Annotated in this window: 20 protein-coding genes and 1 pseudogene; 14 read left to right on the top strand and 7 right to left on the bottom strand. The window is 70.1% G+C overall.

Annotated features, from left to right (window positions below; genetic code table 11):
- Positions 1-557 precede the first annotated feature (557 nt).
- The 7 genes from AB0N03_RS00825 to AB0N03_RS00795 are packed head-to-tail and all read left to right on the top strand — an operon-like array spanning position 558 to position 10,737.
- Positions 558-1,433: a vWA domain-containing protein gene (locus AB0N03_RS00825; RefSeq protein ID WP_364363236.1), complete on the top strand. Its 876-nt coding sequence runs from the start codon at positions 558-560 to the stop codon at positions 1,431-1,433.
- On the top strand, positions 1,430-3,004 hold the full coding sequence (locus AB0N03_RS00820; protein ID WP_364363235.1) for an Hsp70 family protein: 1,575 nt from the start codon (positions 1,430-1,432) through the stop codon (positions 3,002-3,004). The genes AB0N03_RS00825 and AB0N03_RS00820 overlap by 4 nt, the downstream gene beginning before the upstream one ends.
- Entirely contained in the window at positions 3,001-5,559 is a 2,559-nt protein-coding gene (locus AB0N03_RS00815; RefSeq protein WP_364363232.1) for a hypothetical protein, read from the top strand. Before AB0N03_RS00820 ends, AB0N03_RS00815 begins: the two co-directional genes overlap by 4 nt.
- Positions 5,560-5,586: 27 nt before the next feature.
- Entirely contained in the window at positions 5,587-6,696 is a 1,110-nt protein-coding gene (locus tag AB0N03_RS00810; RefSeq protein ID WP_364363229.1) for a hypothetical protein, read from the top strand.
- Positions 6,693-8,960, top strand: coding sequence for a GTPase-associated protein 1-related protein (locus AB0N03_RS00805; protein WP_364363226.1), 2,268 nt, complete (start codon positions 6,693-6,695; stop codon positions 8,958-8,960). The genes AB0N03_RS00810 and AB0N03_RS00805 overlap by 4 nt, the downstream gene beginning before the upstream one ends.
- Positions 8,960-10,606: a hypothetical protein gene (locus tag AB0N03_RS00800; RefSeq protein ID WP_364363223.1), complete on the top strand. Its 1,647-nt coding sequence runs from the start codon at positions 8,960-8,962 to the stop codon at positions 10,604-10,606. Before AB0N03_RS00805 ends, AB0N03_RS00800 begins: the two co-directional genes overlap by 1 nt.
- Positions 10,603-10,737 (top strand): hypothetical protein, encoded by a 135-nt coding sequence (locus AB0N03_RS00795; RefSeq protein ID WP_364363220.1) that lies wholly within the window; start codon positions 10,603-10,605, stop codon positions 10,735-10,737. Before AB0N03_RS00800 ends, AB0N03_RS00795 begins: the two co-directional genes overlap by 4 nt.
- Here the strand turns inward: AB0N03_RS00795 and grpE are convergent.
- A complete protein-coding gene (grpE, locus tag AB0N03_RS00790) occupies positions 10,734-11,228 on the bottom strand; it encodes a nucleotide exchange factor GrpE (protein WP_364363217.1) in 495 nt (164 codons plus the stop codon). The genes AB0N03_RS00795 and grpE overlap by 4 nt on opposite strands.
- Before the next feature lie 62 nt (positions 11,229-11,290).
- On the opposite strand from grpE, the gene AB0N03_RS00785 reads away from it, so the two are divergent.
- Entirely contained in the window at positions 11,291-12,664 is a 1,374-nt protein-coding gene (locus tag AB0N03_RS00785; protein ID WP_364363214.1) for a hypothetical protein, read from the top strand.
- Positions 12,661-14,097 carry a TIR domain-containing protein gene (locus AB0N03_RS00780; RefSeq protein WP_364363211.1) on the top strand — a complete coding sequence of 479 codons (1,437 nt, stop codon included), beginning with the start codon at positions 12,661-12,663 and terminating at the stop codon, positions 14,095-14,097. The genes AB0N03_RS00785 and AB0N03_RS00780 overlap by 4 nt, the downstream gene beginning before the upstream one ends.
- Before the next feature lie 9 nt (positions 14,098-14,106).
- On the opposite strand, the gene AB0N03_RS00775 is transcribed toward AB0N03_RS00780, so the two are convergent.
- The 3 genes and pseudogenes from AB0N03_RS00775 to AB0N03_RS00765 form a co-directional block, all read right to left on the bottom strand.
- Entirely contained in the window at positions 14,107-14,700 is a 594-nt protein-coding gene (locus tag AB0N03_RS00775) for a hypothetical protein (protein ID WP_364363208.1), read from the bottom strand.
- Positions 14,697-14,936 (bottom strand): helix-turn-helix transcriptional regulator, encoded by a 240-nt coding sequence (locus AB0N03_RS00770; protein WP_364364229.1) that lies wholly within the window; start codon positions 14,934-14,936, stop codon positions 14,697-14,699. Before AB0N03_RS00770 ends, AB0N03_RS00775 begins: the two co-directional genes overlap by 4 nt.
- Before the next feature lie 180 nt (positions 14,937-15,116).
- Positions 15,117-15,544: pseudogene (locus tag AB0N03_RS00765) on the bottom strand (cupin domain-containing protein); the annotation flags it as partial.
- Between the two features lie 118 nt (positions 15,545-15,662).
- On the opposite strand from AB0N03_RS00765, the gene AB0N03_RS00760 reads away from it, so the two are divergent.
- Entirely contained in the window at positions 15,663-16,577 is a 915-nt protein-coding gene (locus AB0N03_RS00760) for an MBL fold metallo-hydrolase (RefSeq protein ID WP_364363206.1), read from the top strand.
- 65 nt (positions 16,578-16,642) lie between these two features.
- The gene (locus tag AB0N03_RS00755) at positions 16,643-16,918 is read left to right on the top strand and encodes a YggT family protein (protein WP_155541239.1); all 276 of its coding nucleotides are present in this window, start codon (positions 16,643-16,645) and stop codon (positions 16,916-16,918) included.
- On the opposite strand, the gene AB0N03_RS00750 is transcribed toward AB0N03_RS00755, so the two are convergent.
- Entirely contained in the window at positions 16,915-17,577 is a 663-nt protein-coding gene (locus tag AB0N03_RS00750; protein ID WP_364363203.1) for a TetR/AcrR family transcriptional regulator, read from the bottom strand. The genes AB0N03_RS00755 and AB0N03_RS00750 overlap by 4 nt on opposite strands.
- 111 nt (positions 17,578-17,688) lie before the next feature.
- On the opposite strand from AB0N03_RS00750, the gene AB0N03_RS00745 reads away from it, so the two are divergent.
- The 3 genes from AB0N03_RS00745 to AB0N03_RS00735 all read left to right on the top strand — a co-directional run bounded on the left by AB0N03_RS00745 (position 17,689) and on the right by AB0N03_RS00735 (position 20,308).
- Positions 17,689-18,879, top strand: a complete 1,191-nt coding sequence (locus tag AB0N03_RS00745) for an FAD-dependent monooxygenase (protein WP_364363200.1) — start codon at positions 17,689-17,691, stop codon at positions 18,877-18,879.
- Between the two features lie 69 nt (positions 18,880-18,948).
- Positions 18,949-19,935: an MCE family protein gene (locus AB0N03_RS00740; protein WP_364363197.1), complete on the top strand. Its 987-nt coding sequence runs from the start codon at positions 18,949-18,951 to the stop codon at positions 19,933-19,935.
- Positions 19,936-19,957: 22 nt separating this feature from the next.
- Complete coding sequence (locus AB0N03_RS00735) at positions 19,958-20,308, top strand: YciI family protein (protein WP_364363194.1); 351 nt, start codon at positions 19,958-19,960, stop codon at positions 20,306-20,308.
- On the opposite strand, the gene AB0N03_RS00730 is transcribed toward AB0N03_RS00735, so the two are convergent.
- Positions 20,295-21,116: a class I SAM-dependent methyltransferase gene (locus AB0N03_RS00730; protein WP_364363191.1), complete on the bottom strand. Its 822-nt coding sequence runs from the start codon at positions 21,114-21,116 to the stop codon at positions 20,295-20,297. The two genes, AB0N03_RS00735 and AB0N03_RS00730, sit on opposite strands and share 14 nt — an antisense overlap.
- 81 nt (positions 21,117-21,197) lie before the next feature.
- A complete protein-coding gene (locus tag AB0N03_RS00725) occupies positions 21,198-21,713 on the bottom strand; it encodes a hypothetical protein (RefSeq protein WP_364363188.1) in 516 nt (171 codons plus the stop codon).
- Between the last annotated feature and the right edge of the window lie 160 nt (positions 21,714-21,873).

Raw genomic sequence — 21,873 nt, 5'->3', positions numbered from 1 at the left:
GCGGAACTCGCGAACCCTTCCTCGGGTTTTGTGTTCTCTGGGGGCCGAGCCCCCAGACCCCCGCCGGGGGCATGCCCCCGGACCCCCAGTGTGGTCACCTTTGCGTGGACCTCTCCCTTCTGCGGTATCAATGCGCGGGTGCTCCGCATCGGTTAGGCGGGAAATCGGACTAATGGTGCAGGCTTGTCGTGCCGTCTGCGCATTCGGTTATGTTTCGCTCGTGCAAGCAAATTTTCAGCGGGGAATGCGGGCGCCGGTCGCGACCTGCTTCGTCAAGGGTTTTCCGATACTTATTCCGACACTGTTGTCGGAATAGACGGGGGCCTCTGATGGCGAAGCTGGACAAATTGTTGACAGATTGCGGAACCTTGCCTCTGCTGGACGCGTGGCCGCTAAGCTCCCGTGCTTGCTGAGTCGGCCACGGCGAGGGAGCGTTCGCGATTCACCTGCCCAAACTCACGGCATGCTTGGTGGGAGCAACTTCCTCTCGACCACGACGCGCCGCCGTCACCTGTGCTGTTGTCACTTGGCTGGTGCTCGGCCAAACTCCCTTCGCCATGGCGCAAGAGATCGAGGCGAACCCGCCTTGGCCGGCCCACTGCCCGCTGCGGCTCGGTCTGCTCATCGATCAGTCAAGCTCCATGGAACCCCGGTTCGACCAGGTTCGCGACGCCGCGAGCAACGTCGTCGATGCGTTGCGTGACAAGCGTTCCGAGGTTTCGCTCATCGGGTTCGGCACGGACGCCCAGCTGATCGAGCCCGCCGCCGACGTCTCCGACGACGATTCCCGCCACCAGCTGAAAGACCGGATCGGTGACCTTTCGGTCCGGGACGACGACGCCGGCGCGACGAACTGGGAAGCCGCGCTGCTCGCCGCGAAAAGGCTGGACCTCGACGTCGTCGTACTCGTTACCGACGGGTTCCCGAATGCCTACGGCAACCCGGTACAACAAGGCGACCAAGCCGTCCCGGCCGCCATCACCGCCGCTGACCAGCTGAAAACCGGCCACACCCGGGTCGCCGGTGTCGGTATCGACCTGGACGAGGCCGGCGCCCGGAATCTCGCGAGCGTAACCGGACCGAACGCCGGCCAAGACTACTTCGTCACCGATACCACCGGGTTGTTGCGGCAGCTCTACGGGATCGTGGCGAGTTCGTGCGGTGTGGTCATCGGTGCCTTGCCCCAACCGGAGCCGCCGGTTTTCCCGTGGATCAAAGCGCTCCTCGGCACCGTCGGCGGACTCTTGATTCTCGCCCTCGTCGCGTACGGACTGCACCGGAGACGCGGCGGAACCGGCACCAGACCCGCGCCGGCGAGTGCGGGACGCGGCATCGCCGACCACGGTCGCATCGACCACTCGGACCTCACCAGACGGGTGCGCGGCATCCGGCCCGACGACCAGAACACCGACTTCCCGAAGGACCAGCCATGACCCGCCCCGTGCTCGGCATCGACCTCGGCACCACTTATTCCTGTGTTGCGCACCTCGACGAGAACGGGCGGGCCACCGTGCTGCCCAATCAGGAGAGCGAACTGACGACGCCGTCCGTCGTGTTCTTCGAGGAAACCGGCAGCGTCACCGTCGGCAAGTTCGCCAAGAACGAACTGAAGAACCAGCCGGACCGGGTGGTCGACCTCATCAAGCGGCACATGGGCGAAGAGGGCTACACCCGCGAGGTCGACGGCGAGGAACGCTATCCCCAGGCGATCTCCGCGGTGATCCTCAAGCAGCTCGTCGAGGACGCGCTCAGCGTCCTCGGCGTCGAAGTGCCGGCGGAGGGGCCGCTCGCGGACGTCGTGATCACGGTGCCCGCCTACTTCGGCGCGGCCGAGCGCCAAGCGACGCGCGACGCCGGGGAGATGGCCCGCCTGAACGTCGTCAACATCATCAACGAGCCGACCGCGGCCGCCATCGCCTACGGGCTGATCAACCCCGGCGAAGACCGCACGGTGCTCGTGTACGACCTCGGTGGCGGCACGTTCGACGTCACCATCATCAACGTGTCGCAGAACGAGATCCGCGTGGTCGCGACGGGCGGCGACCACCAGCTCGGCGGCGCGGACTGGGACGAGCGCCTCACGAACCTGATCAGCGAGAAGTTCCAGGAACAGCACCCGGGCGCCGACCCGAGGGCCGACCTCGACGCGGCGGGCACCGTCGAACTGCTTGCCGAGGAAGCCAAGAAGGCCCTGTCCCGGCGCGACACGTACAGCAGCACGATCGTCGCGCACGGCGAACGCGCCAAGATCGAGATCACCCGCAAGGAACTCGAGGAGTGCACCGCGGACCTGCTCGGCCGGACGCTCGACTTCACCCGCGATGTGCTCGGCCACGCCCGGGAGAAGGGCGTGGACCGGATTCGCGAGCTGCTGCTCGTCGGCGGCATGTCGCACTCCCCCGCGGTCAAGCAGCGGCTCGCCGCGGACTTCCCCGACCTGCCGGCGCCGCAGCTCGCCGACCCCGATCAGATCGTCGCGAAAGGCGCGGCCCTGTTCGCCGCGAGCAGCGTGGCCGAAGCGGACGGCTCGGCGGCTTCCCTGGGCGGTCTGCCCGGCGGCAAGCCGATCCCCAAGATCGTCGACGTCACGTCCAAGGGCTACGGGATCGCCATCGTCCGTGATCCGAAGAAGCGGGACGGCGACCGGATCGTCTCGTGGCTGATCCGGCCCAACGACGAGATCCCCGCCTCGCCGAGTGGCACGTTCCGCACCATCGACCACGGCCAGGAAGCGGTCGAGATCGCCGTCTACGAGTCGAAGACCGACGTGCTGAGCGTCGAACTGCCGGACAACCTCGAGCTCGTGCAGGGAGAACTGGTCGGCCTGCCGCCGGACCAGCCCGCCGGGCAGCCGCTCGAAGTTTCGTTCACCCTCCAGGCGGACGGGATCCTGCGGGTCTCCGCGGTCGCGAGCAACGGCAAGGAACTCCGGCTCGAGGCCAAGATCAGCGGTCTGGTGCCGGAGGAGGTGAAGCGGGCCCCGCTGCCCGCCCTCCAGCGGTGAACGAGTGGCGGTTCGACAGCGCCCGGTTCGTCGACGAAGTGCTCAAGCCGGTGCAGGACGGCTGGCGGCCCGACGAGGACTTGTTCCGCGTGTACTTGCTTCCGCCGGACGTCACCGACGTCGAGGTGGTGCGCACCGCGCTCGCCAAGATCAAGGGCCAGCTGGGCAACCGGCAGTACGGGGGGTTCAAGCGGGCGTGTGACCAGCTGCGGGCGCAGCACGAGACGGCGACGACGACCCTCACGGACCCGGCGAAGCTGGCGTCGCACCGGGCCGCGGTGGCCGCGCGGACGCGCAAGCTGGGTGCCGGTCTGCGGCAGCGTCTGCACGGCGCACCCGGCCTGTCCGAGCAGCGGGTCGAGTCGCTCGTCCGGGAATCGGGGGGTGCGCTGACCCGAAGCTCGGTCCGGGCGGCGCTCGCCGAGATCGGCGCCCGGCAGCTCGAACCCGCCGCGCTGCCCGCCACGCCCGAGCCGCGCCAGTGGTCCGGCACCCACCACCTGCTCGCCCAGCTCGGCCACGCGTCGTTGTGGGACTACCTGACCGGCACGCTCAACGGAACGCGGACGAGCGCCCGCGATCTCGAAGTCCGGCGGAGCAAGCTGCGGGTGTCCCGGGATGCCGAGACCACGGCGGAACAGACCCTGCTGAAGAGGATTCAGCACTGGCTCGACAACGACGACCTGATCGCCGTGCTGCGCCACGAACTGCTGAGCGAACTCGGAGCCCAGGTTCCGTACGGCTACTCGGAGGTCGCCACGGCGACGGAGGCGGTCGCGAAACGGCTGGCGGCCGTGCGGTTGCCGGCCGACCCGGTCACCACCGCGTATGCCGCCTGGTGTCACTTCACCAGCACGGCGAGCACCGAACCGGCGTGGCAGGACGACTACCGGGCCGCGGTCCGCGACCTGCGGTTGCGGCACGCACTCGCGGTGCTGGACGGTCAACCCGGGCTGCCGGACGAGTGGCGGGAACGGCGCGCGGACCTCACCACCCGGCTGGCCGGGCTCGACGCCGAGATCGCGCGGTGCGAAGCGCTCGAACACCGCGACGTCGAGGCGGCCGCGGCCGGCTACCACCGCATCCGGGAACAGCTCTCCGACCACGACGTGGACGTCGCGATCGAGCGGTGCGCGCCGGCGCCGCCGCCCTCGGCCACGGCGGTCGTGCGCGACGGCCGGGTCGTCGTGTCGTGGGAACCGAGCGGCGCGCGCGCCGGGCGCATCGGCTACCGCGTCACCCGCGGCGACACGCTGATCTGCGACGACACCCGCGAGCTGGAAGTGGTCGACGGCGACCCGCCGGGCGGTACGCCGCTGACCTACGAAATCCGCACGACCCGCGACGGGACCCCGTCGACACGGCCGGTGCGCACGGCGGCGGTGACGGTGCTGCGCGACGTGCTCGACCTGGTGCTGCGCGGCGAACCCGACCGGATCACCGGGCGCTGGCGCCTCCCCACCGGCGCCACCGGAGCCGCGGTGCGGCGCAACGGAAGCCTCGTGCGCGATGTGCGGTCCACCACCTTCGCGGACGCCGGGGTGCGCACCGGGCGCGCCTACGACTACGTGGTAACGGCGACCTACCGGCTGGCGGACGGCACGACCGCCGAGAGCGACGGCGTGCACGCTTCGGCCCGATGCCAGGAGATCCCCGACGCCGTCACGGATCTGACCGCCGAAGCGGACGGCGATGAGCTGGTCGTGCGGTGGACGGCCCCCGCCCTGGGCGACGTCGAGGTCCTGGAACTGGGCCGGACCACGAACATTCCGGCGCCGGAGGTCGTGCCCGCGTCGAAGGCACGCACCTACGGCGTGCCGGTGCGGAGTACGGCCGGCGCCGGGCGTGACTGGCTTCGGGCCCGGTACGACGTGTCGGCGCGGCGTCAGCGGCTCCTGCCGGTGACCGTGCTGGGCGACCTCGCCGCGATCGGCACCCCGTGCGTGGTGGACGTGCGGCACGGCACCGTCCGGTCGCTGCGGGTCGACCGGCTCGGCCCGACCGTGCGCCTGACGTGGGAATGGCCGGCCGGGGCGACCTCGGCCCGGGTGGTGTGGCGCACCGGGAAGAAACCCACCGGCCCGGCCGATCCCGACGCCGCCCAGCTCGACGTGACCCGGGTGACCTACGACAGCCGGGGGGTCTCGATCCCCGCACCCGCCGGGGACCATTGGTTCGGGGTCTGCACTTCGCTGACGGACGGCGAGGGCCGCAGCTTCGGACCGCTCGTCTTCGACCGGGGTTCGACGCCGGTGTCGATCCCCTACTCGATCGAGCGGGTGTGGTCGTTCCGGCGGACGCGCCGGATCCTCGTGGTGGACGGCGAACCGGGCACGGCGGTGCCGTCGATCGTCGTCGTCGCGAAGCCGGGCCTGCGCCCGCTCGACGCGAGCGACGGTGTCGAGCTGCTCGCCGCGGAAGCCGGGGTGGCACCGGTGCGCCTCGAGTTCACGGTGCCGCCGGACTTGCGACGGCCGGTGCACCTGCGCGCGTTCTCCCGCGACGAGCGCGTGCACCTGGTGGCCGCCAGTCCCGGCCGGCTTGTCCTGACCTGACGACTCCTTCGCGTGCTGGGAACCGGTGTGACAAAGACGAAGTGCCCGTACTGCTGGACGAGCTTCCGGCGCACCGAGCTGCGGATGCGGTGCGGGGAACAGTGCGACCACAAGGGCGAGACGTTCGGGGAACGTCAGCTGAAGAAGGGCCGCTGCCCGCACGGGAAGCTCCCCCAGAGCCGGCGCGTCTGCCCGGACTGCGGGCGGGAGCTGCTGCGCGAGTACGTCGACGGGGGCGGCCGCAACATCGCGGTGATCGGCTCCTCCGACTCCGGCAAGAGCACGTGGGTGGGGGTGCTGGTCCACGAGTTCCAACGCGGCCAGGTGAGCGAACGGTTCACCGGGATGTCGCTCGACCTGCTCGGCGAAGAATCCCGCGTGCGCTACCAGCGGGACTTCGACAAGCCGCTGTTCGAGGAGCAGCGCCCGCTCACGCAGACGGCGTCGGCCCGGGTCAGCAGCCCGGAGCCGTTGATGTTCAGCCTCCGCTTCCGGCGTCAGGGCGTGCTCGGGTCGGCCCGGGTCGCGCCCGTGGTCACGGTGTTCTACGACACCGCGGGCGAGGACGTCGCCCGCGCCGAAGCGATGGACCAGCTGATCAGCTACCTCGACGCCGCCGAGGGGATCATCCTGCTGCTCGATCCGCTGCAGATGCCCAAGGTCCGCGACCTGGTCGGTGTGAACGGCGCGAAGACCCGCTACACCGATCAGCTGCACGTGCTGAACCGGCTCGGGGAGCTGCTGCGGGAACGCCGTACCGGTCCGGTCGGCCGGCGTCTCCGCACGCCACTGGCCGTCGCGCTCACCAAGCTGGACCTGCTGCCGGATTCCTTCGCCACCGAGTCGCCGCTGCGGCAGCCTTCCCGGCACGTCGGTGCCTACGACGAGGCGGACGGGCTCGACGTGCACGAAGAGGTCAGGGCCTGGCTCGACCAGTGGTACGACCCGGCTTTCGACCGCAGCGTGGCCAACACGTTCGAGACCTACCGGTACTTCGGGCTCTCCGCGCTGGGGGCGCCACCGGTCGACGGCAAGCACTTGGCGCCGCAAGGCGTGCACCCGTACCGCCTCGAAGACCCCATGTTGTGGCTCCTCGCGCGCTTCGGTGCGATCGGGACGACGAAAGGCAAGCGATGAGCATGCACCAGCTCCACTACACGTCGTGCGAGAACGGGCTCGAGGGCATCCAGGGCTTCCAGGTCAGCGCGTTGACCCCCGGTGCGCCCAAGCAGCTGGTGGACCTCGCGGTGCGGGCCAGCGCCTACGAAGTGGGACCGCAACTCGCTTCCGCCGACGAGTCCGACCTCGGCACGTTCCCCGTGGCCTTCGGGTTCATCCGCACCGGCCGGTCCGCCGCGCTGTTCCAGACCCGGTACGCGGGTGCGGACTTCACCGGGCGGACCGGCAACTACTTCGCCCACGCGCTGTTGCTCGACGACGCCGACCGGGAACTCGGTCGTGCGCTGCCGATCGACATGTGGCGCAGCCCGGTCTGGGTCCACGCGCACCAGAACCGGACCGACCTCCCCGCGATCGACGCACTCACGCCCGGCGGCGACACGAGTCCCGCCGAAATCCGCCGGTTCCTGTCCGCGCCGGGCCGGGCGGAAGGTCTGGCGCGGATGATCAGCGCGGTGCAGCGGGTGCTCGCCGACGGACGGGGCCGGATCGTGCTCGTCGTCCACGACGACCGGACGGGCGCGCTGTGGCTGGCCGCGCTGTGCCGGTCCTTCCCCCGGGCCCTCGGGCTCGCCATCTCGTTCGTGACCTACACGTCGCGGCCCGAGGACTCGGGCGTGCTCGTCAGCTGCACCTCCCCGGACGTGCTGCTCCCGAGCTACGGTGATTTCACCGTCGTGGACCTCGTCGAGCCCGGTGCCGCCGGGGAGACCACGCGTTACGCGGCGATGATGGCGACGCTGTGGAGCCGAAGCGACGTCCAGACGGCGATCATGACGGCCGACCGCGTGGCTTCCCCGCTCCTGGCGGGCGAGCTGGAAGCCTTCGCCGTGCTCATCGGGTGCGTCGAGGACCTGCCGTCCGATCGGGACGTCCCGGAAGACCTGCTGCTCGACGTGGCCGCGCTCGCGGTCGAACGCATGCCGGGCACGCTCACCGCCGACGGCTGGCGACGACTCGCCGAGCGCCTGCGAGCCGTCGGCGGTCCGGTCGATCTGCGCAGTTGGGCGGCGCACCTCGACGCCGCGGACCGCCGCCGGGAACCGGTCGCCGCCGACCTGCTCGGCGCGTACTACCTCGCCGCGCTCGCGACCCCGGACCAGCTCTGGCTTCCCCGGCTGGACCCGGCGGAGCTCGATCAGGTCGCGGCCCAAGCCGTGCTCCCGGCGATGACCGACCCGGGCTCCGGCGACCTCCTCGATCGCATGGCCGGGCACGGGGAACTGCGCGCGGCGACGCTGCGTGTCCTCTCGGCCCGGCTCACTGACCCCCGGCAGGTCATCCCGCTGTGCACCACGCTGACCCCGCGGGCTGGGAAGGTCCTGCGCAAGATGGGCGCCCGCGGCCGCGTCGCGCTCCTCGCCGACCTGGTCCTCGCCCGCGGAGGTCACGAAGACAAGGTCTCGGTGCTGGGCAAGGCCCTGGACGACCGCGAACTCGAGTGGCCACAGCTCGGTCCGGTGCTGTGGCCGGCCGACCCGACGACGTCGGACGCGGAACGCGCGCTGCGTTCGCTGCACCCCGACGTGCTGGCCGGCACCGGTCTGCTGAGCCGGATCGTGGCCGCGACACTGGACCAGGCCACCGGTGGCGAACCGGGATCGGACCACGCCCGGCTGATCGACGACCTGCTCGCCCCCCACCTGGCCGGTTCGCTGCGCGCGGAGGACGCCGTCCTGCTCGAGGCGATCCGGCTCCTCGGCCACCTCCGGCAAGCCACCCCGAGGGACGACGCCGGACGCCGGGTGGACGAAGGACTGCGGCTGCTGCCCTCCCTGCCTCGAGACCTCGCGCAGCGGCTGCTCGGTGCCCTGGCCGAGTACGTGCTGCGGGCCGACGCGCGAACCCATCACGACCTGATCGAGGCGGCCCTGCGAGAAGCCGGCGCCCAGTTCCTCCCGGCGTACGTCGAGAAGGCGCGCACGCGTCTGGCCAAGGCTCCCCCGAACTACGTCGCGGCTGTGATCGTGGTGTGGCGGAGTGTCTCCGACCGCCGGATCCGCCACCGGCTCGTCAACGAGACGCTGGTCGCCGCGATCGCCGGGCGCAAGGCGAAACACCTCGACAAGATCGGCGAACAGCTCAAGGCGGCCGCGGTGCGCTCCCGGCTCGACGTCGACGCGCCCAAGGGCGGCTGGCCCAAGTGGTGGCGTGAATGGCGGTCGGCGCACGAGGAGAAGCGGGGCCTGCTGAGCCTGCTCGGCCTGCGGAGGCAGCGCTGATGGGGTACATCGTCGGATTCGTGCTCGCCGGGATGCTGCTGTGCGCGCTGATCCCCGTCGTGTTCACCGCCTTCGTCTACATCGGATCGTTGTTCCTCGCGGTGAGCGGGGTCGTCGCCTTGGTCGTCGGTCTCATCGAGTTCGTCACGGCGGCGTTCGCCGGCTTCTCCCCGTACGGCCCGGCGGGGCACCTGCGCATCGACCCGGCGTCGCGGAAGGCCGGCGCCGATCCCGCCTACCGCAGCTACTACGCCGGGCCCGTGCTGCTCGACTACTGGAAGGTGCTCACCCAGGCCGTCGGGCAGACGTGGACTCGGGTCGTCGTCGACGACCCGCGGACGCGACCCGAACCGGAGGTCTCCCGGTCGCTCGCGGGCCGGACGTGGAGCCGGGCGAAGTACTCCTCGCTGCACCACGGCGTGACCTACCCGCTCGCCGTGATGACCATCATCGGGCTGGTGCTGGGCGCGGCCGCCGCCGGCACGTTCCTGGTCGTCGTGTCCACGGTGTTCGCGGCCCTGCTGGGCTTCCTCGTGCTGGCGGCCACGGCGACCGCCGGCGCGTCGTGGGTCTTCGAGGTCTGTTTGCTCTGGATCCGCGGCATCACGATCGAGTGCCCCAGCTGCCACGAACGCGCCACGCGCCCGATCTACCGCTGCCCGAACTGCCGGGCCGAGCACAAGAAGCTGCTGCCCGACATGGCGGGCGTCCTGCACCGCACCTGCCGCTGCGAGGAGGTGCTGCCGACCCTGCTCGCGAACGGCAAGGCGAAACTCCCGGCCCAGTGCGCCGGGTGCATGGCCCAGCTGCCGATCGGCGGGTTGCGGGCGCCGACCGTGCACATCCCCGTGATCGCCGGACCGACGGCGGGCAAGTCCGTGTACATGTTCTCGGCGGTCAGCCGGTTGATGTTGCTGGGTGACGGGTTCGAGTTCGCCGACGAGCGGGCGAAGCAGGAGTTCGAGCGGAACCTGCAGCTCGGGGTGTACGACGACCCGAATCGCGCCGTCAAGACCGCGACCACGCGGCCGCGGGCCTACAACATCTACGTCGGCGAAGAAGGTCGGCGGGCGCGACGCTTGCTGTACCTCTACGACCCGGCCGGTGAGATCCCCGAAAGCGCCGACCAGCTCGCGGAGTCGCAGTTCCTCAAGCACACCAAGGGTGTCGTCTTCGTCGTCGACCCGTTCTCACTACGCCAGGTGCGTTCGGAGACGGACCGGTCGGTCCTCGGCCGGGTGCGTGCGTCCAACGCCGTGCCGAAGGCCTCGCTGGAGCGGTTCGTGGAGGCTCAGCGCGAGCACCGCAGCGTCAAGGCGGGTGCCCTCCTGAAGATTCCGGTCGCCGTCGTGGTGACCAAGGCCGACGCACTGATCGAACCGAACGGCACAAACCACCCGTACGCGGGCACGTCGGCGAAGAGCCGAACCGAGCGGGACGCCGCGGTGCGCGCGTGGCTGACCGACCTGGGTCAGCGAGACTTGGTGGCGTCGATCGACAACCAGTTCGAGACGGTCGCGTACTTCGTCGTGAGCTACGAGGACGCCCGCGACGTGACCTCGCACCAGTCCACGGCCGGCGGCATCGTCAACGACGACCCCGCGATGCCGGTGCAGTGGTTGATCAACCGGAAGGCCGTGCAATGAGCGACGTACCGAAAGCGGTGGCGAACGGCAGGCGGGTGGCCATGGCGATGCTGGTGATCGCCGTAGTGGTGACCGCGCTCGCGGTGATCGTGGTGATCGGCGTGCTGGCCAGCCGGCCGGTCACCGTCTAGCGGCCGGCCGCCACCTTGTACACCACGACTTCGGCGAACCGCACGACACGCTCTTCGCTGCGGTACCCCGGTTTGCGCGCCTCGGCGACCCGGCCGTCGAGGGCTTCGTCTTCGGTGACCCGGGTGCCGACGGCGCGGTGCTGCCGCCGGTCGAAATCGGCACCCGCCTCGGCCGAGAACGCCTCGATCCCCTGCCGTTCCAAGACCAAGGTCACGTCTTCGACGACGTCGGCGCACAGCCGGCCCGGATCGGCGTCCTCGCGGATCGCGGCCGCCCGGCTCCGCCAGTCGTCGGCCAGCTTGATCAGTTCGCGCAGGGCCGGTGCCACGGTGGCCTGGGAACCGGCTTTCCGGAGTTGCTCGTTCTCGGTGTGCAGCCGGTCGACGACCTCGTTCAGGAATTTGCTCTGCGCGTGCAGGCCCGCGAGCTCGTCCCGGATTCCCCCGAGCGTCACATCGAGACCGGCGGGTGCTTCCGTATCGTTCTCCACGCACCGAAAATACTGAGCAGAGTCCGAAAACGCAAGCCGAGAGAAAAATGTCCAGCATATTCGTGAACTACCGCAAGAATCCACACGGGACGGCCGTCGCCGCCATCGCCGACGTGCTGCAAAGCTATTTCGGGGCCGAGGAGGTGTTCATCGACAACGGCATCCCGTCCGGCGACCGGTACCCGGCCGCCTTGGAACGGCGGCTGCAAGCCTGCACCGTGCTCATCGTGGTGATCCACGAAGGCTGGGTGGACAGCTTCAAGGCGCCTCGCCGCAAGGACTGGGTGCTCCACGAGATCAAGAGCGCGCTGGACCGGGGGATCCACGTGATCCCCGTGCCGATCGGCGACGCCACGATGCCGACGTGGGAGGAGCTGCCGCCCGAGATCGGCGAACTCGCGCAACACCAAGCGGCCCCCATCCGGGCGGCTAGCTACGCCGCCGACCTGAACGGCTTGGTCCGCCAACTCGAGAACCACGTCGCGCCCGCCGCCGCGCCGCCGGAAAGTTCCGCACCACGCAAGAAGCGGATTTGGCTCCGGCTTCTGCTCAGCACCGTCTCGCTGTTCGTACTGACACCGGTTCTCTTCTACTCCGACGAAACCACGTGGGACCGGTTCGCGCAGCCCGCGGCCATCTCGACCCTCATCCTGGCCCTGGTTTCGACCCTCACGACCATCCTCGTTTTCGCGATGCAACCCTTGACCAACCGCTGGGAGAAGGGAGCGGGCGTGAGCGGCGTCCAAGGAATCTTCAAGCGATACTGGATCGTCCCCTTTCTCATCCTACTGGCCAGCTTCTTCCCGAGCATTCACTCGATCACCGAAGACCCTGACCTGAACGAGGGAAAGATATTCTTCTTCATCGCGTTCTTCTCGGTTTCGCTCTGGGTTCTGTGGCTCTGGTTCCTGCGCACGGCGGAGCGCGACGATGAGTGGCCACCTCCGGTGACGACCGAACACGCCGTCTTCCGCCGTGCGGCCCACCGGCTGGAGCAACGGTTGCTCGACACCAAGAATTCGCGAAGGCCCGGCACGCAAGCCGATCGGCGGGACGCGGAGTTGATCCTCTCGCGACTCGATGACGCACGCGAGGAACTGGATCTCCGAGCTCGCGTATCGATCCCGACGTGGATCAGGCGCGGCTACCGGCCGGAGACGATCGCCTACCTCAGCTGGTTCGCCAGCATCGTCGCGCTGGACGCCACGGCGGCCGGGGTCGGCGTGTTCGCCGAACCGGTGCTCGGGCACCCGCTCCTCGCGGCGGGCCGGACGATCGCGATCGCCGCCGCGTTCACCGTGGGCGTGCTCTGCGCGAACTGCCTGCTGGACAGGCGAAACGCGCGGCGCTGGAGCGCGGAGATCACGGAATGGCAGGCCAAGCTCACCGCCATGCTCCAGGAGCACGGCGCACCGGCGGAGCGAGGGCAAGAGTGAGCGGGAAGGTGTTCGTCAACTACCGGCAGCGGGACGCGGCCGGTAACCTGCTGCCCCACGCGCTGCTGGTCGAGGCGCTCGCGGATCAGCTGTCCGTCCACTTCGGACGCGAGGCGGTGTACTTCGACACGACGCTGCGCGTCGGGGAGCCCTACCCCGCGGCGCTTCGTGCGCGCCTGGCGGAAACGGACGTGCTGGTGGTGGTCATCCACTCCACCTGGCTCTCGGACCTGGCCGACCGGTCGGGCCGGCACGTGGACTGGGTGCACGACGAGATCGCCACCGCGATCGAAAACGGTATCCGGCTGCTGCCGGTGGTCCTGACCGGAGCCACCATGCCGATGCGTCAGGATCTTCCCGCGGCCATCGGCGAGCTGGCGCACGCACAGGGCGTGGAGCTGCGGTTCGGTTCGCTCGCGGCCGGGGTCCAGTCGGTCCTCGCCGAGATCGAACTCGTCGTGTCCCCGCAGACGCCGGAACTGGTCGTGGCGGTCGAACCCCTGCCCGACCGGACCAGGGTCGGCGCGGCGGTGGGTGTGATCATGCTGGCCGTACTGCTGGGCTGCGCGAACATCGCGGTGGGTTTCGTGCCGTTCCCCGAGCTCTCCGCGGTGTGGAACGCGGCTCTGTTCGCCGGGCTGCCGACGTTCTCCTTGCTGATCTTCCTCCTCATCAGCGCGAGCCGGTTCGCCCTCCGCCGCCCGATGGACTGGCTGGACGAGCGGCTCGCACGAACGCCCAACCGTGCGTTCGTCGTGTTCGGCGCGGGTGTGTTCACCTTGGGCCTGGGCATGGTGACCCTGATGCTCGTCGCCACGTCCGGCCTCGACGCCGACACCCTGATCGTCGCCGAGATCATCGTTTTCGGAGCGGTGCTGGTCATGGGGATCGCTTGGCTGCGCAACCAGGGGCGAACGCCGGACTGGCCCCGGCGCCCCGGCGCGGCCACGCCCTTCTGGGTCCGCCACGCGTGCGTGGAGCTGGAGACGCGGCTCCGGTCGTGGACCGCGCCGCTGCCGCTGGCCCGCCAGCGGGACGCCCGCCTGGCGCTCGCCAACATCCGGAGCGCGGTCGCCGCGTTGAACGCGCCCGAATCACTGCAGTTGTTCGGGTGGTGGCGCAAGCGCAGCCCGTGGGTCACCCTTTCCCACACCGGGCTCGCGGCGTCGGCGATCGTGTTGGCCACCCTCGCCCTGGTCCTCGGCTGGATCGCGGACGGGCCGGACATCGCCGGCGCCCTGTGGTGGCTCGGCGGGGCCACGCTGATCACCGGCTGCTACCTCGGGGCGATCGCGTTCGAGTACGGGTGCGACCGCGCCCAGGTCGACGCCATCAACGCGACGATCGAGGAGCGGCTCGCCTCCCTGGAGGACCAGCTCGTCGTGCTCAGCAAGCCGGGACTCATCGCACCGCACCACCTGCGCCCGAGCTGACGATCGGTGTCACCCGTCGAGGGGGGCACCGTGCCAGCGCCAGCCCGTCTGCTTCAGCCGGCCCGGGACCTCCACCCGGTCCATCGCCCACCGCAGCGCTGTCCACGGGTCCAGGTCCGAGACGTCGTCGAGGTGCGGGAAGAGCCGGGACACCGTTCGGGCGCAGACCTCGCGGGGTGGGTCCAATGCCAAACCCAAGCCGCGGGCCAGGTCCTCGCCGTGGACCAGCACCTCCGCGCAGCCCATCGCCGCGAAGCCGGCCGGGTCCGCGGTGCCCGTCGGGTGGTACGCGCGGGCTTCCGGGGACGCGGACCGGACCACCGCCGAGAGGATCGCGCTGCCCGTCAACGCGAACTCCAGCGCCTCGGCTGACGACGCGTCCTTCTCCAGCGTCGCCAGGAAAGGCACGTAACCGCTGAGACGGCGCGAGACCACCTGGGCCGCGTACGACAGCAAGCAGTCGCCGATGTGCTCCGCTGTCCGCCAGGCGTCCAGCTCGCCCGTGCCCGGCGCCGTCGTCCAGTCTTCCGTCGCGGCGGGGCGCAGACCGTCGGCGAGGCAGGCGATGGCCGCGTCGAGGTCGGCGGCGGAATCCGGCGTCATGATCGGGACCCTAGCCGGTAGCTCCCCGGGGCGACACCGAACTGGCGCTTGAACGCGTGCGAGAACGCGAAAGGCGAGCCGTAGCCGACTTTCCCGGCGATCGACGGCAGCGGCAGCTCGGTGTCCTGGAGCAAGCGCGCCGCCGTGGTCAGGCGCCACCAAGTCAGGTACGCCATCGGTGAGTGGCCGGTGAGCGCGGTGAACCGGCGGGCGAGCGTCGCGCGGGACAGGCCCACCCGGGCCGCCAGCCCGTCGATTCGCCACGGTGCCTCGGGATTCGCGTGCAGGGCCTCCAGCGCCGCCGCGATCGACGGGTCGCGCAACGCCTGGGGCCAGCCCGCCTGCGGATTTTCCGTCAGCCACGCGCGGATCAGGTACACCAGCAACAGATCCAGCAGGCCGGTCAGGACCGTGGCCGAACCCGGGCGGCGAGCACTCACCTCCGCGCCGAGCAGGTCGATCGCCGACCGCAGTTCCGACGGACCGCCGATCCGCGCGGGGATGTGGACCACCTCCGGCAGGCTCGCCAGCACCGGGTGGCGGCGCGCGGGGACAGGCGGTACTTGCCGCACAGGAACTCCGTCCGGCCGTCCGGCTCGGGCACGGCCGTCTCGAACGGCACCGCGCCCGCCGCGTCCGGCCGGGACGACAGCGTGTGCGCGCTGCCGTGCGGGACGAGGACGACGTCGCCCGCGCCGAGCGCGACCGGCTCACCCGCGTCCGGGATCAGCCAGCCGCTGCCGCGCAGCAGCACGTGGAAGCCCGCGCCCTCGTACGGCGCGAAGCGGTAGCACCACGAGGCGCCGGCGCGCAGCCGGTTCGACGTCGGCTGCCCGATCCGCACCGCCGCGATCGCGTCGCTCAGCAAGTCCACGTCGATACCCTAGTACTTGAGACGTTCACGCATCAAAATGAGTGATAGGAGCATTGGAATGCTCACCCAGGAGCGTCACAGTGGGAGTATGCACATCGGTGACGTCGAAGTCGTGAAGGTCCTCGAGTGGCAGGGCGAGATCGCCCCCGCGCGGACCATCGTCCCCAGCCCGCCCGAGCTCTGGCAGGACAACGCCCACTGGCTCGCGCCCGACCACTGGAACCCCGAAACCGGCGGTTACCGCGGCACGGTCCAGACCTGGGTGCTCCGCAGCGAAGGCCGGGTCGTCCTCGTCGACACCGGCGTCGGCAACGACCGGCACCGCCCGCAGATCCCGCTGTTCGACCACCTGGCGACGAACTTCCTCGACCGGCTCGCCGACGCCGGCGTCCGGCCCGAAGACGTCGACGTCGTCGTCAACACCCACATCCACTACGACCACGTCGGCTGGAACACCTTGCTGCGCAACGGCGAATGGGTACCGGCCTTCCCCAACGCCACCTACCTGATCCCCCGCGCCGACCAGACGTACTTCGACCCGCGCAACGCCCACCGGCGCCCCGCCCCGCGCACCGAGCACGAACAACTGCGCCGCGAGGGCAGCTTGCTCGTCTACGCGGACAGCATCGCCCCCGTGCTCGGCAAAGCCGTGCTGTGGGAGGGAAACCACCGCATCGACCGCAACCTGACCCTCGAACCCGCGCCCGGCCACACCCCCGGCTCCTCCGTCGTCCGACTGGCCTCCGGCGGCGACCGCGCCGTGTTCGTCGGCGACCTGCTGCACAGCCCGGTCCAGATCCTCGAACCCCGGCACAGCAGCTGCTTCTGCGAAGACGAGCAGCAAGCGGCCGTCACCCGCCGCCGCGTCCTCGAACGCACCGCGGACCACCGCGAACTCGTCGTCCCCGCCCACTTCGCCGGGCCCGGCGCCGCCGAAGTCGAGCGCGACGGCAGCCGGTTCGCCATCCGCCGCTGGGCGGGCGATCCTGTCGAGAACCTGTGAACCGGACGGATCCGGCACTGCCGGGCGCCTTCGCGCGTTGTCAGGGTGACAGGGACGGAGGAACCATGGGTGCACTAGGGACACTGCTCGGCTTCGCGCTGAGCCTGTACCTGCTCGTGCTGATCGCGCGGATGGTGCTGGACTGGGTCGGGATGCTGGCCGACAGCCCGCCGTGGACGCGGCGGGCCCGGAGCCTGGCCTACTCGGCCACCGAGCCGGTCATCGGGCCGGTGCGGCGGGTCGTGCGGCCGGTGCGGATCGGCGGGATCTCGCTCGACCTCGCCTTCACGCTCGTCTTCATCGGGGTGATCGTGCTGCGGGGAATCGTTTTCGCGCTCTAGACGCTGCCGCGGTAGCCCGCGGAGAGCCGGTCGATCCCGCGCTCCAGCTCGGACCGGACCCCGCGCAGGTCGACGCCGTCGGGGTCGATCAGCGCCTGCATCGAGATCCCGCGAAGCTGCGCCAGCAGCGCCGACGCGTACGCGTCGGCGTCGCGGACGCCGGTGATGGTGCCGTCCGCGACGCCGCTGGCCAGGGTCTGCGCGATGGCGAACCGGAACCGGCGGTCGGCCTCGGTGAGCGCGCCGCGCAGGGCCGAGTACTCGGACGCCGCGTCGCCCCAGAGCGCCAGGAAGGCGTGGTTGAGCGTCGGCATCGTGCGGATCAGCTCGAAGATGATGTCGAGCAGCGCGCGCAGCAGGTCCATCGGCGTCGCGGTGGCCGAGCCGGTCCGGGCCGCGACGGCCTCGCTGTAGGCGGTGGTGAACTCCTCGACGGCGTACTCGACCAGCCGCTGCCCGAGCCCGTCCTTGTCGCCGAAGTGCTGGAAGATGACGGACCGCGCGTAGCCGGTCCGGGCGCAGACGGCCCCGATCTTCAGCCGCCCGAACCCCTCGTCGGCGATGAGGTGCGCGGCGGCGTTCAGGATGCGCGCCTCGACGGCGGCTTCCTCGCCATCTTGCGGGATCCGGTCTGCGGCGGAGCGGTCCACGCGCGTCATGCTAGCCACTCGAACCGGACACCACCGGCCGAACGGTCAGCGGATCGTGCGTGGACCGTCAGCGCGACCGCGCACTCTCGGGTCATCGACACCGACCGAGAGGATCCTCCGATGACCGCCAAGACCGTGCTCGTGTCCGGGGCCAGCATCGCCGGCCCGTCCGCGGCCTACTGGCTGCGCCGCCACGGCTACCGCGTGACCGTCGTCGAGACCGCGGCCGCCCTGCGGCCCGGCGGGCAGGCCGTCGACTTCCGGGGTGAGCAGGTGAAGCTCCTGCGGGCCATGGGCATCCTCGACGACGTCCGCCGCCTGGAGACCGCCATGGGCGACCAGACCGTGCTCGGCCTCGACGCGAAACCCCAGCTGACCGTGGCCGGAGCCGCCTGGAGCGGGGAGGTCGAGATCCTCCGCGGCGACCTCGCGCGGATCCTCTACGACCACACGAAGGACTACACCGAGTACGTCTTCGGCGACCGCGTCACGAGCCTGACCGAGACTGCGGACGGCGTCGACGTCACCTTCCGGCACGGCGCGCCGCGGCGGTTCGATCTCGTCGTCGGGGCGGACGGCGTGCACTCCGGGGTGCGAGCCGCCGCCTTCGGGCCCGAGCAGGACTGCCGGCGCGACCTCGGGTTCGGCATCGCCGGGTTCACCGCGCCCAACCACCTCGGCCTCGACCACACCAGCGTCATGTACAACGAGCCCGGCCGCGGCCTGAGCGTGGGCAGCCACCGGCTGCCGGACAAGCTGCACGTCGGCCTGGTCTTCGCCGCCGACGGCGTCGAGTTCCGCCGGCGCACCCCGGACGAGCAGCGTGCCCTCGTCGCGCGGCTCTTCGCGGACACCGGCTGGGAGACGCCGAAGCTGCTCGAAGCGCTGCCGGGGGCGGACGACCTGTACGTCGACTCGATCAGCCAGATCCACCTCGACCGCTGGTCGAAGGGCCGGGTCGTGCTGCTCGGCGACGCCGCGTGGTGCGCCGGGCCCGGCGGGTCCGGCACCGGGCTCGCCATGATGGGCGCCCAGGTGCTGGCCGGCGAGCTCGCCGCGGCCGGCGGCGACCACGTGACGGCGTTCGCGAAGTACGAGGAGCGTCTCCGCAAGCCGGCCACCGTCGGGCAGAAGAACGGCAAGGGTTCCGGCAACTTCCTCGCCCCGCGCACCGCCGCGAAGATCCGCAGCCGCAACCGCGCCTACCGGATGCTGAGCACGCGGGTGTTCGGCAAGGTGTTCACCTGGATGACCGATCGCGCCGCCAACGCGCTGGAATATCGTGAGTACCCCGCGCTCACGTCCGCGTGAGGCGACGATCTTCGTCTCATCGGGGGACTCGGCTGGCGACCCGGCGTGGTGTGCGTCACTCTTGACGCCATGTCAATACGCCGGGCCGCCGACGTCCCGGTCAGGACGGCGCTCATCGGCCTGACCGTCCTGGGTCTGGGCGTGCTGACGGCGCTCAACGCGCGCTCCTTGCCCGTCATCGGCGACGGCACCACCTACTCCGCCGAGTTCAGCGAAGCGGCCGGCCTGTTCGCAGGCAACGACGTCCGCATCGCCGGCGTCGAGGTCGGCCGCGTCTCGGACGTCGGGCTGCGCGGCGACCGCGTCCTGGTTTCCTTCCGGGTCAAGGGCGCGTGGCTCGGCGACACGACGGCCGCGGCGATCCGGTTGAAAACCGTCCTGGGCCAGAAGTACCTCGCGCTCGATCCGCGGGGCGACGGGACACTCGACCCCGGCAAGCCGATCCCGCGGTCACGCACGACCGTGCCTTACGACGTACTAACGGCGTTCGGCGAGCTGTCATCCACTGTGGACAGGATCGACACCACCCAGCTGGCGAAGAGCTTCGACACGCTTTCGGCGACGCTCGCGAACACGCCGCAGAGCGTCCGCACCGCGCTCACCGGGCTGTCGCGGCTGTCGGACACGCTCGCCACGCGCGACCACCAGCTCGCCACCCTTCTGGGCAACACGCGGGTTGTCTCGCAGACGCTCGTCGACCGCGACGCCGCCGTGCGGCAGCTCCTGGACGACGGGAACCAGCTGCTGGCCGAGGTGAGCGACCGTGAGCAGGCGATCAGCTCCCTGCTCGACGGCTCGCGGCGGCTCGCCACCGAGCTGTCCGGGCTGATCGGCGACAACGACGCGCAGCTCGGCCCGCTGCTGACCCAGCTCGACCAGCTGACGTCGATGCTGCAGCGCAACCAGGACGCGCTCGCCGCCGGCATCAAGGGGTTCGCGCCCCTGGTCCGGCTCGGCGTGAACATCGCGGGGAACGGCCGGTGGATCGACGGCTACCTGTGCGGGCTGATCCTGCCGTCGTTCGGCCCGCTGAACGAAGGAGGCTGCCACGGCTGAGCCCGCGTGGCATGCTGGCGCCGTGCGATACCTGCTCCTGTTGTGCGGTGACGAAAACGCCGCGGCGGCGTCCGGCCCGGAAATGGCGCGGCGCTGCCACGAATGGGCCGCCGAGGCCGAACGGCGCGGCGTCCGACAAGGCGGCACGGGCCTGCACCCGCCCGCCGAGGCGAAGACGATCCGGGTGCGCGACGGCGAAGTGCTGCTGACCGACGGCCCGTTCGCCGAGACCAAGGAGCAGATCGGCGGCTACAACATCCTCGAGTGCGCGGACCGTTCGACGGCCGTCGAGGTCGCTTCGCGGCACCCGTGGGCCGAGGTCGGCACGCTGGAACTGCGCGAGATCCTCGACGGGCCGCCTACGGCTTCGTGATCTTCACCGTCACCTGGTTGTCGCTGTAGGTGTAGGCGACGTACTCGAACTCGACGCCGGTGCGGTCGACGTACTCCGTCCAGGCGCGGTACTCGTGCCGCTTCCAGCCGGGGAAGTTGAAGAACTCGTCGAAGTGCACGATGCTGCCCGCGCGCAGCCGCGGCCCGCACAGGTCGAGCACGGTCTTGGCGGAGCTGTAGAGGTCCCCGTCGACGTGCAGGAAGTCGACGTGCTTTTCGTGCGTCGCGAGGAAGCCCGGGAGACTGTCGGCGAAGAGGCCGACGACCAGTTCGGCGCCCGGGACGTCCGGCAGGTCGTCGCGGGCGAAGGCGCCGGCGGGCATGCCGTTGAGCCACGCCTCGGGCAGCCCGTCGAAGGAGTCGAAGCCGTAGACCTCCCGGCCGCCGCGGGCGCCGGCGATCGTCCGCAGCGTGTTGCCGGACGCGACGCCGAACTCCAGCGCCATCCCGCCTTGCGGCGCCAGGGAAAGCGCGTACTCGAGAGTCTCCTTCGGACGGCCGAAGTGCCGGGCCCCGACCAGGTTCTCCCGGGCGAAGACATTGCTCTCCAGCGCGGCGTCCTGATCGCCGGCGTAGACGATGTCGCGGCGGCTGCGGATCTCGAACTCCACCACCCGATCGAGGACTCGATCACTCTGACGGACGATCTCCTCGCGGAGCTCGGCGGTCATCCGGTTCAGCTGATCGGTGTACGGGTCGTCCACTTTCGAGGCCAGCCGGAACAGGGCCTTACCCAGGGTGCGCCTCAAGGTTTTCGTTGCGGGGGAACGGTTTTTCGTGTCGTTCATCTCGGGACGGTACCTCAGCTCACCGCACGACCCGGAGCGGGTGGGTTTGGCGGTTGTCGACTCTACTGGAGGCGCCGGCGGCTAGAAGAAGTCCGGCCGTCCAGGCTCGGCGAACTCTGCTTCGAGGGTGTCTGCTGCCCGTCCGAATACGTTCAGGTAGATGCCGAAGTGCGCTTGCCCGTCGGTGAGATCGAGTGACGCAAGCGGCGTCGTCGAGGCGAGAGTAACGAACCCGTCGACTTCTCTGCCGTTCTCGTAGACGTACTGGTACGACACGCACCCGACCTGAAGCCGGCCGACTCGTCGCACGACCGCCTCGACGTTGACCAGGTCAACCATGGCGAACGCCGACATTACTTTTACGAACTCGAAGTCCGGCTTCATCACCTCGTAGGCAATGAAGATTTTCTGCTTGCGGTCCGGCTCGCTTCCGGAAACAACCACTTGGTCCATCGTGTCGCTCAGGTGGCTGCCTCCCATCAGGTCGACGAGCCGGTTGATGTCTTTCCAGGTTGCCATCAAATTCTCCGGTAACTGCAGATGGAGCTGAGTGGCGCAACACTCGCTCGTAGGGGCACTGCCGATGAAGCTCATCATCGTTCGCGACGATGCGTCGGTTACAGCCAGCTGAGAACTCTCACTCGAATGCGGGCATCGGGTTACAGTGAGATAGTTGTTTCGGCGATCATGATTGGATCCGTAACACTGCAAGCATGCTTACCGACTTGGCCCCCCGACAGGGGGTTACCGAATCTCA

It is taken from the genome of Amycolatopsis sp. NPDC051061 (assembly GCF_040682935.1).
Lineage (GTDB): Bacteria > Actinomycetota > Actinomycetes > Mycobacteriales > Pseudonocardiaceae > Amycolatopsis.
This window is presented reverse-complemented; position numbering and strand designations above follow the sequence as displayed.

What these genes read in the sequence shown, in the direction of transcription:
- AB0N03_RS00825 (WP_364363236.1), top strand. Translation starts at nt 558, where the DNA reads ATGGCGCAAGAGATCGAGGCGAACCCGCCTTGGCCGGCCCACTGCCCG.
- AB0N03_RS00820 (WP_364363235.1), top strand. Translation starts at nt 1,430, where the DNA reads ATGACCCGCCCCGTGCTCGGCATCGACCTCGGCACCACTTATTCCTGT.
- AB0N03_RS00805 (WP_364363226.1), top strand. Translation starts at nt 6,693, where the DNA reads ATGAGCATGCACCAGCTCCACTACACGTCGTGCGAGAACGGGCTCGAG.
- AB0N03_RS00800 (WP_364363223.1), top strand. Translation starts at nt 8,960, where the DNA reads ATGGGGTACATCGTCGGATTCGTGCTCGCCGGGATGCTGCTGTGCGCG.
- AB0N03_RS00795 (WP_364363220.1), top strand. Translation starts at nt 10,603, where the DNA reads ATGAGCGACGTACCGAAAGCGGTGGCGAACGGCAGGCGGGTGGCCATG.
- AB0N03_RS00775 (WP_364363208.1), bottom strand. Translation starts at nt 14,700, where the DNA reads ATGACGCCGGATTCCGCCGCCGACCTCGACGCGGCCATCGCCTGCCTC.
- AB0N03_RS00760 (WP_364363206.1), top strand. Translation starts at nt 15,663, where the DNA reads ATGCACATCGGTGACGTCGAAGTCGTGAAGGTCCTCGAGTGGCAGGGC.
- AB0N03_RS00755 (WP_155541239.1), top strand. Translation starts at nt 16,643, where the DNA reads ATGGGTGCACTAGGGACACTGCTCGGCTTCGCGCTGAGCCTGTACCTG.
- AB0N03_RS00750 (WP_364363203.1), bottom strand. Translation starts at nt 17,577, where the DNA reads ATGACGCGCGTGGACCGCTCCGCCGCAGACCGGATCCCGCAAGATGGC.
- AB0N03_RS00745 (WP_364363200.1), top strand. Translation starts at nt 17,689, where the DNA reads ATGACCGCCAAGACCGTGCTCGTGTCCGGGGCCAGCATCGCCGGCCCG.
- AB0N03_RS00740 (WP_364363197.1), top strand. Translation starts at nt 18,949, where the DNA reads ATGTCAATACGCCGGGCCGCCGACGTCCCGGTCAGGACGGCGCTCATC.
- AB0N03_RS00730 (WP_364363191.1), bottom strand. Translation starts at nt 21,116, where the DNA reads ATGAACGACACGAAAAACCGTTCCCCCGCAACGAAAACCTTGAGGCGC.
- AB0N03_RS00725 (WP_364363188.1), bottom strand. Translation starts at nt 21,713, where the DNA reads ATGATGAGCTTCATCGGCAGTGCCCCTACGAGCGAGTGTTGCGCCACT.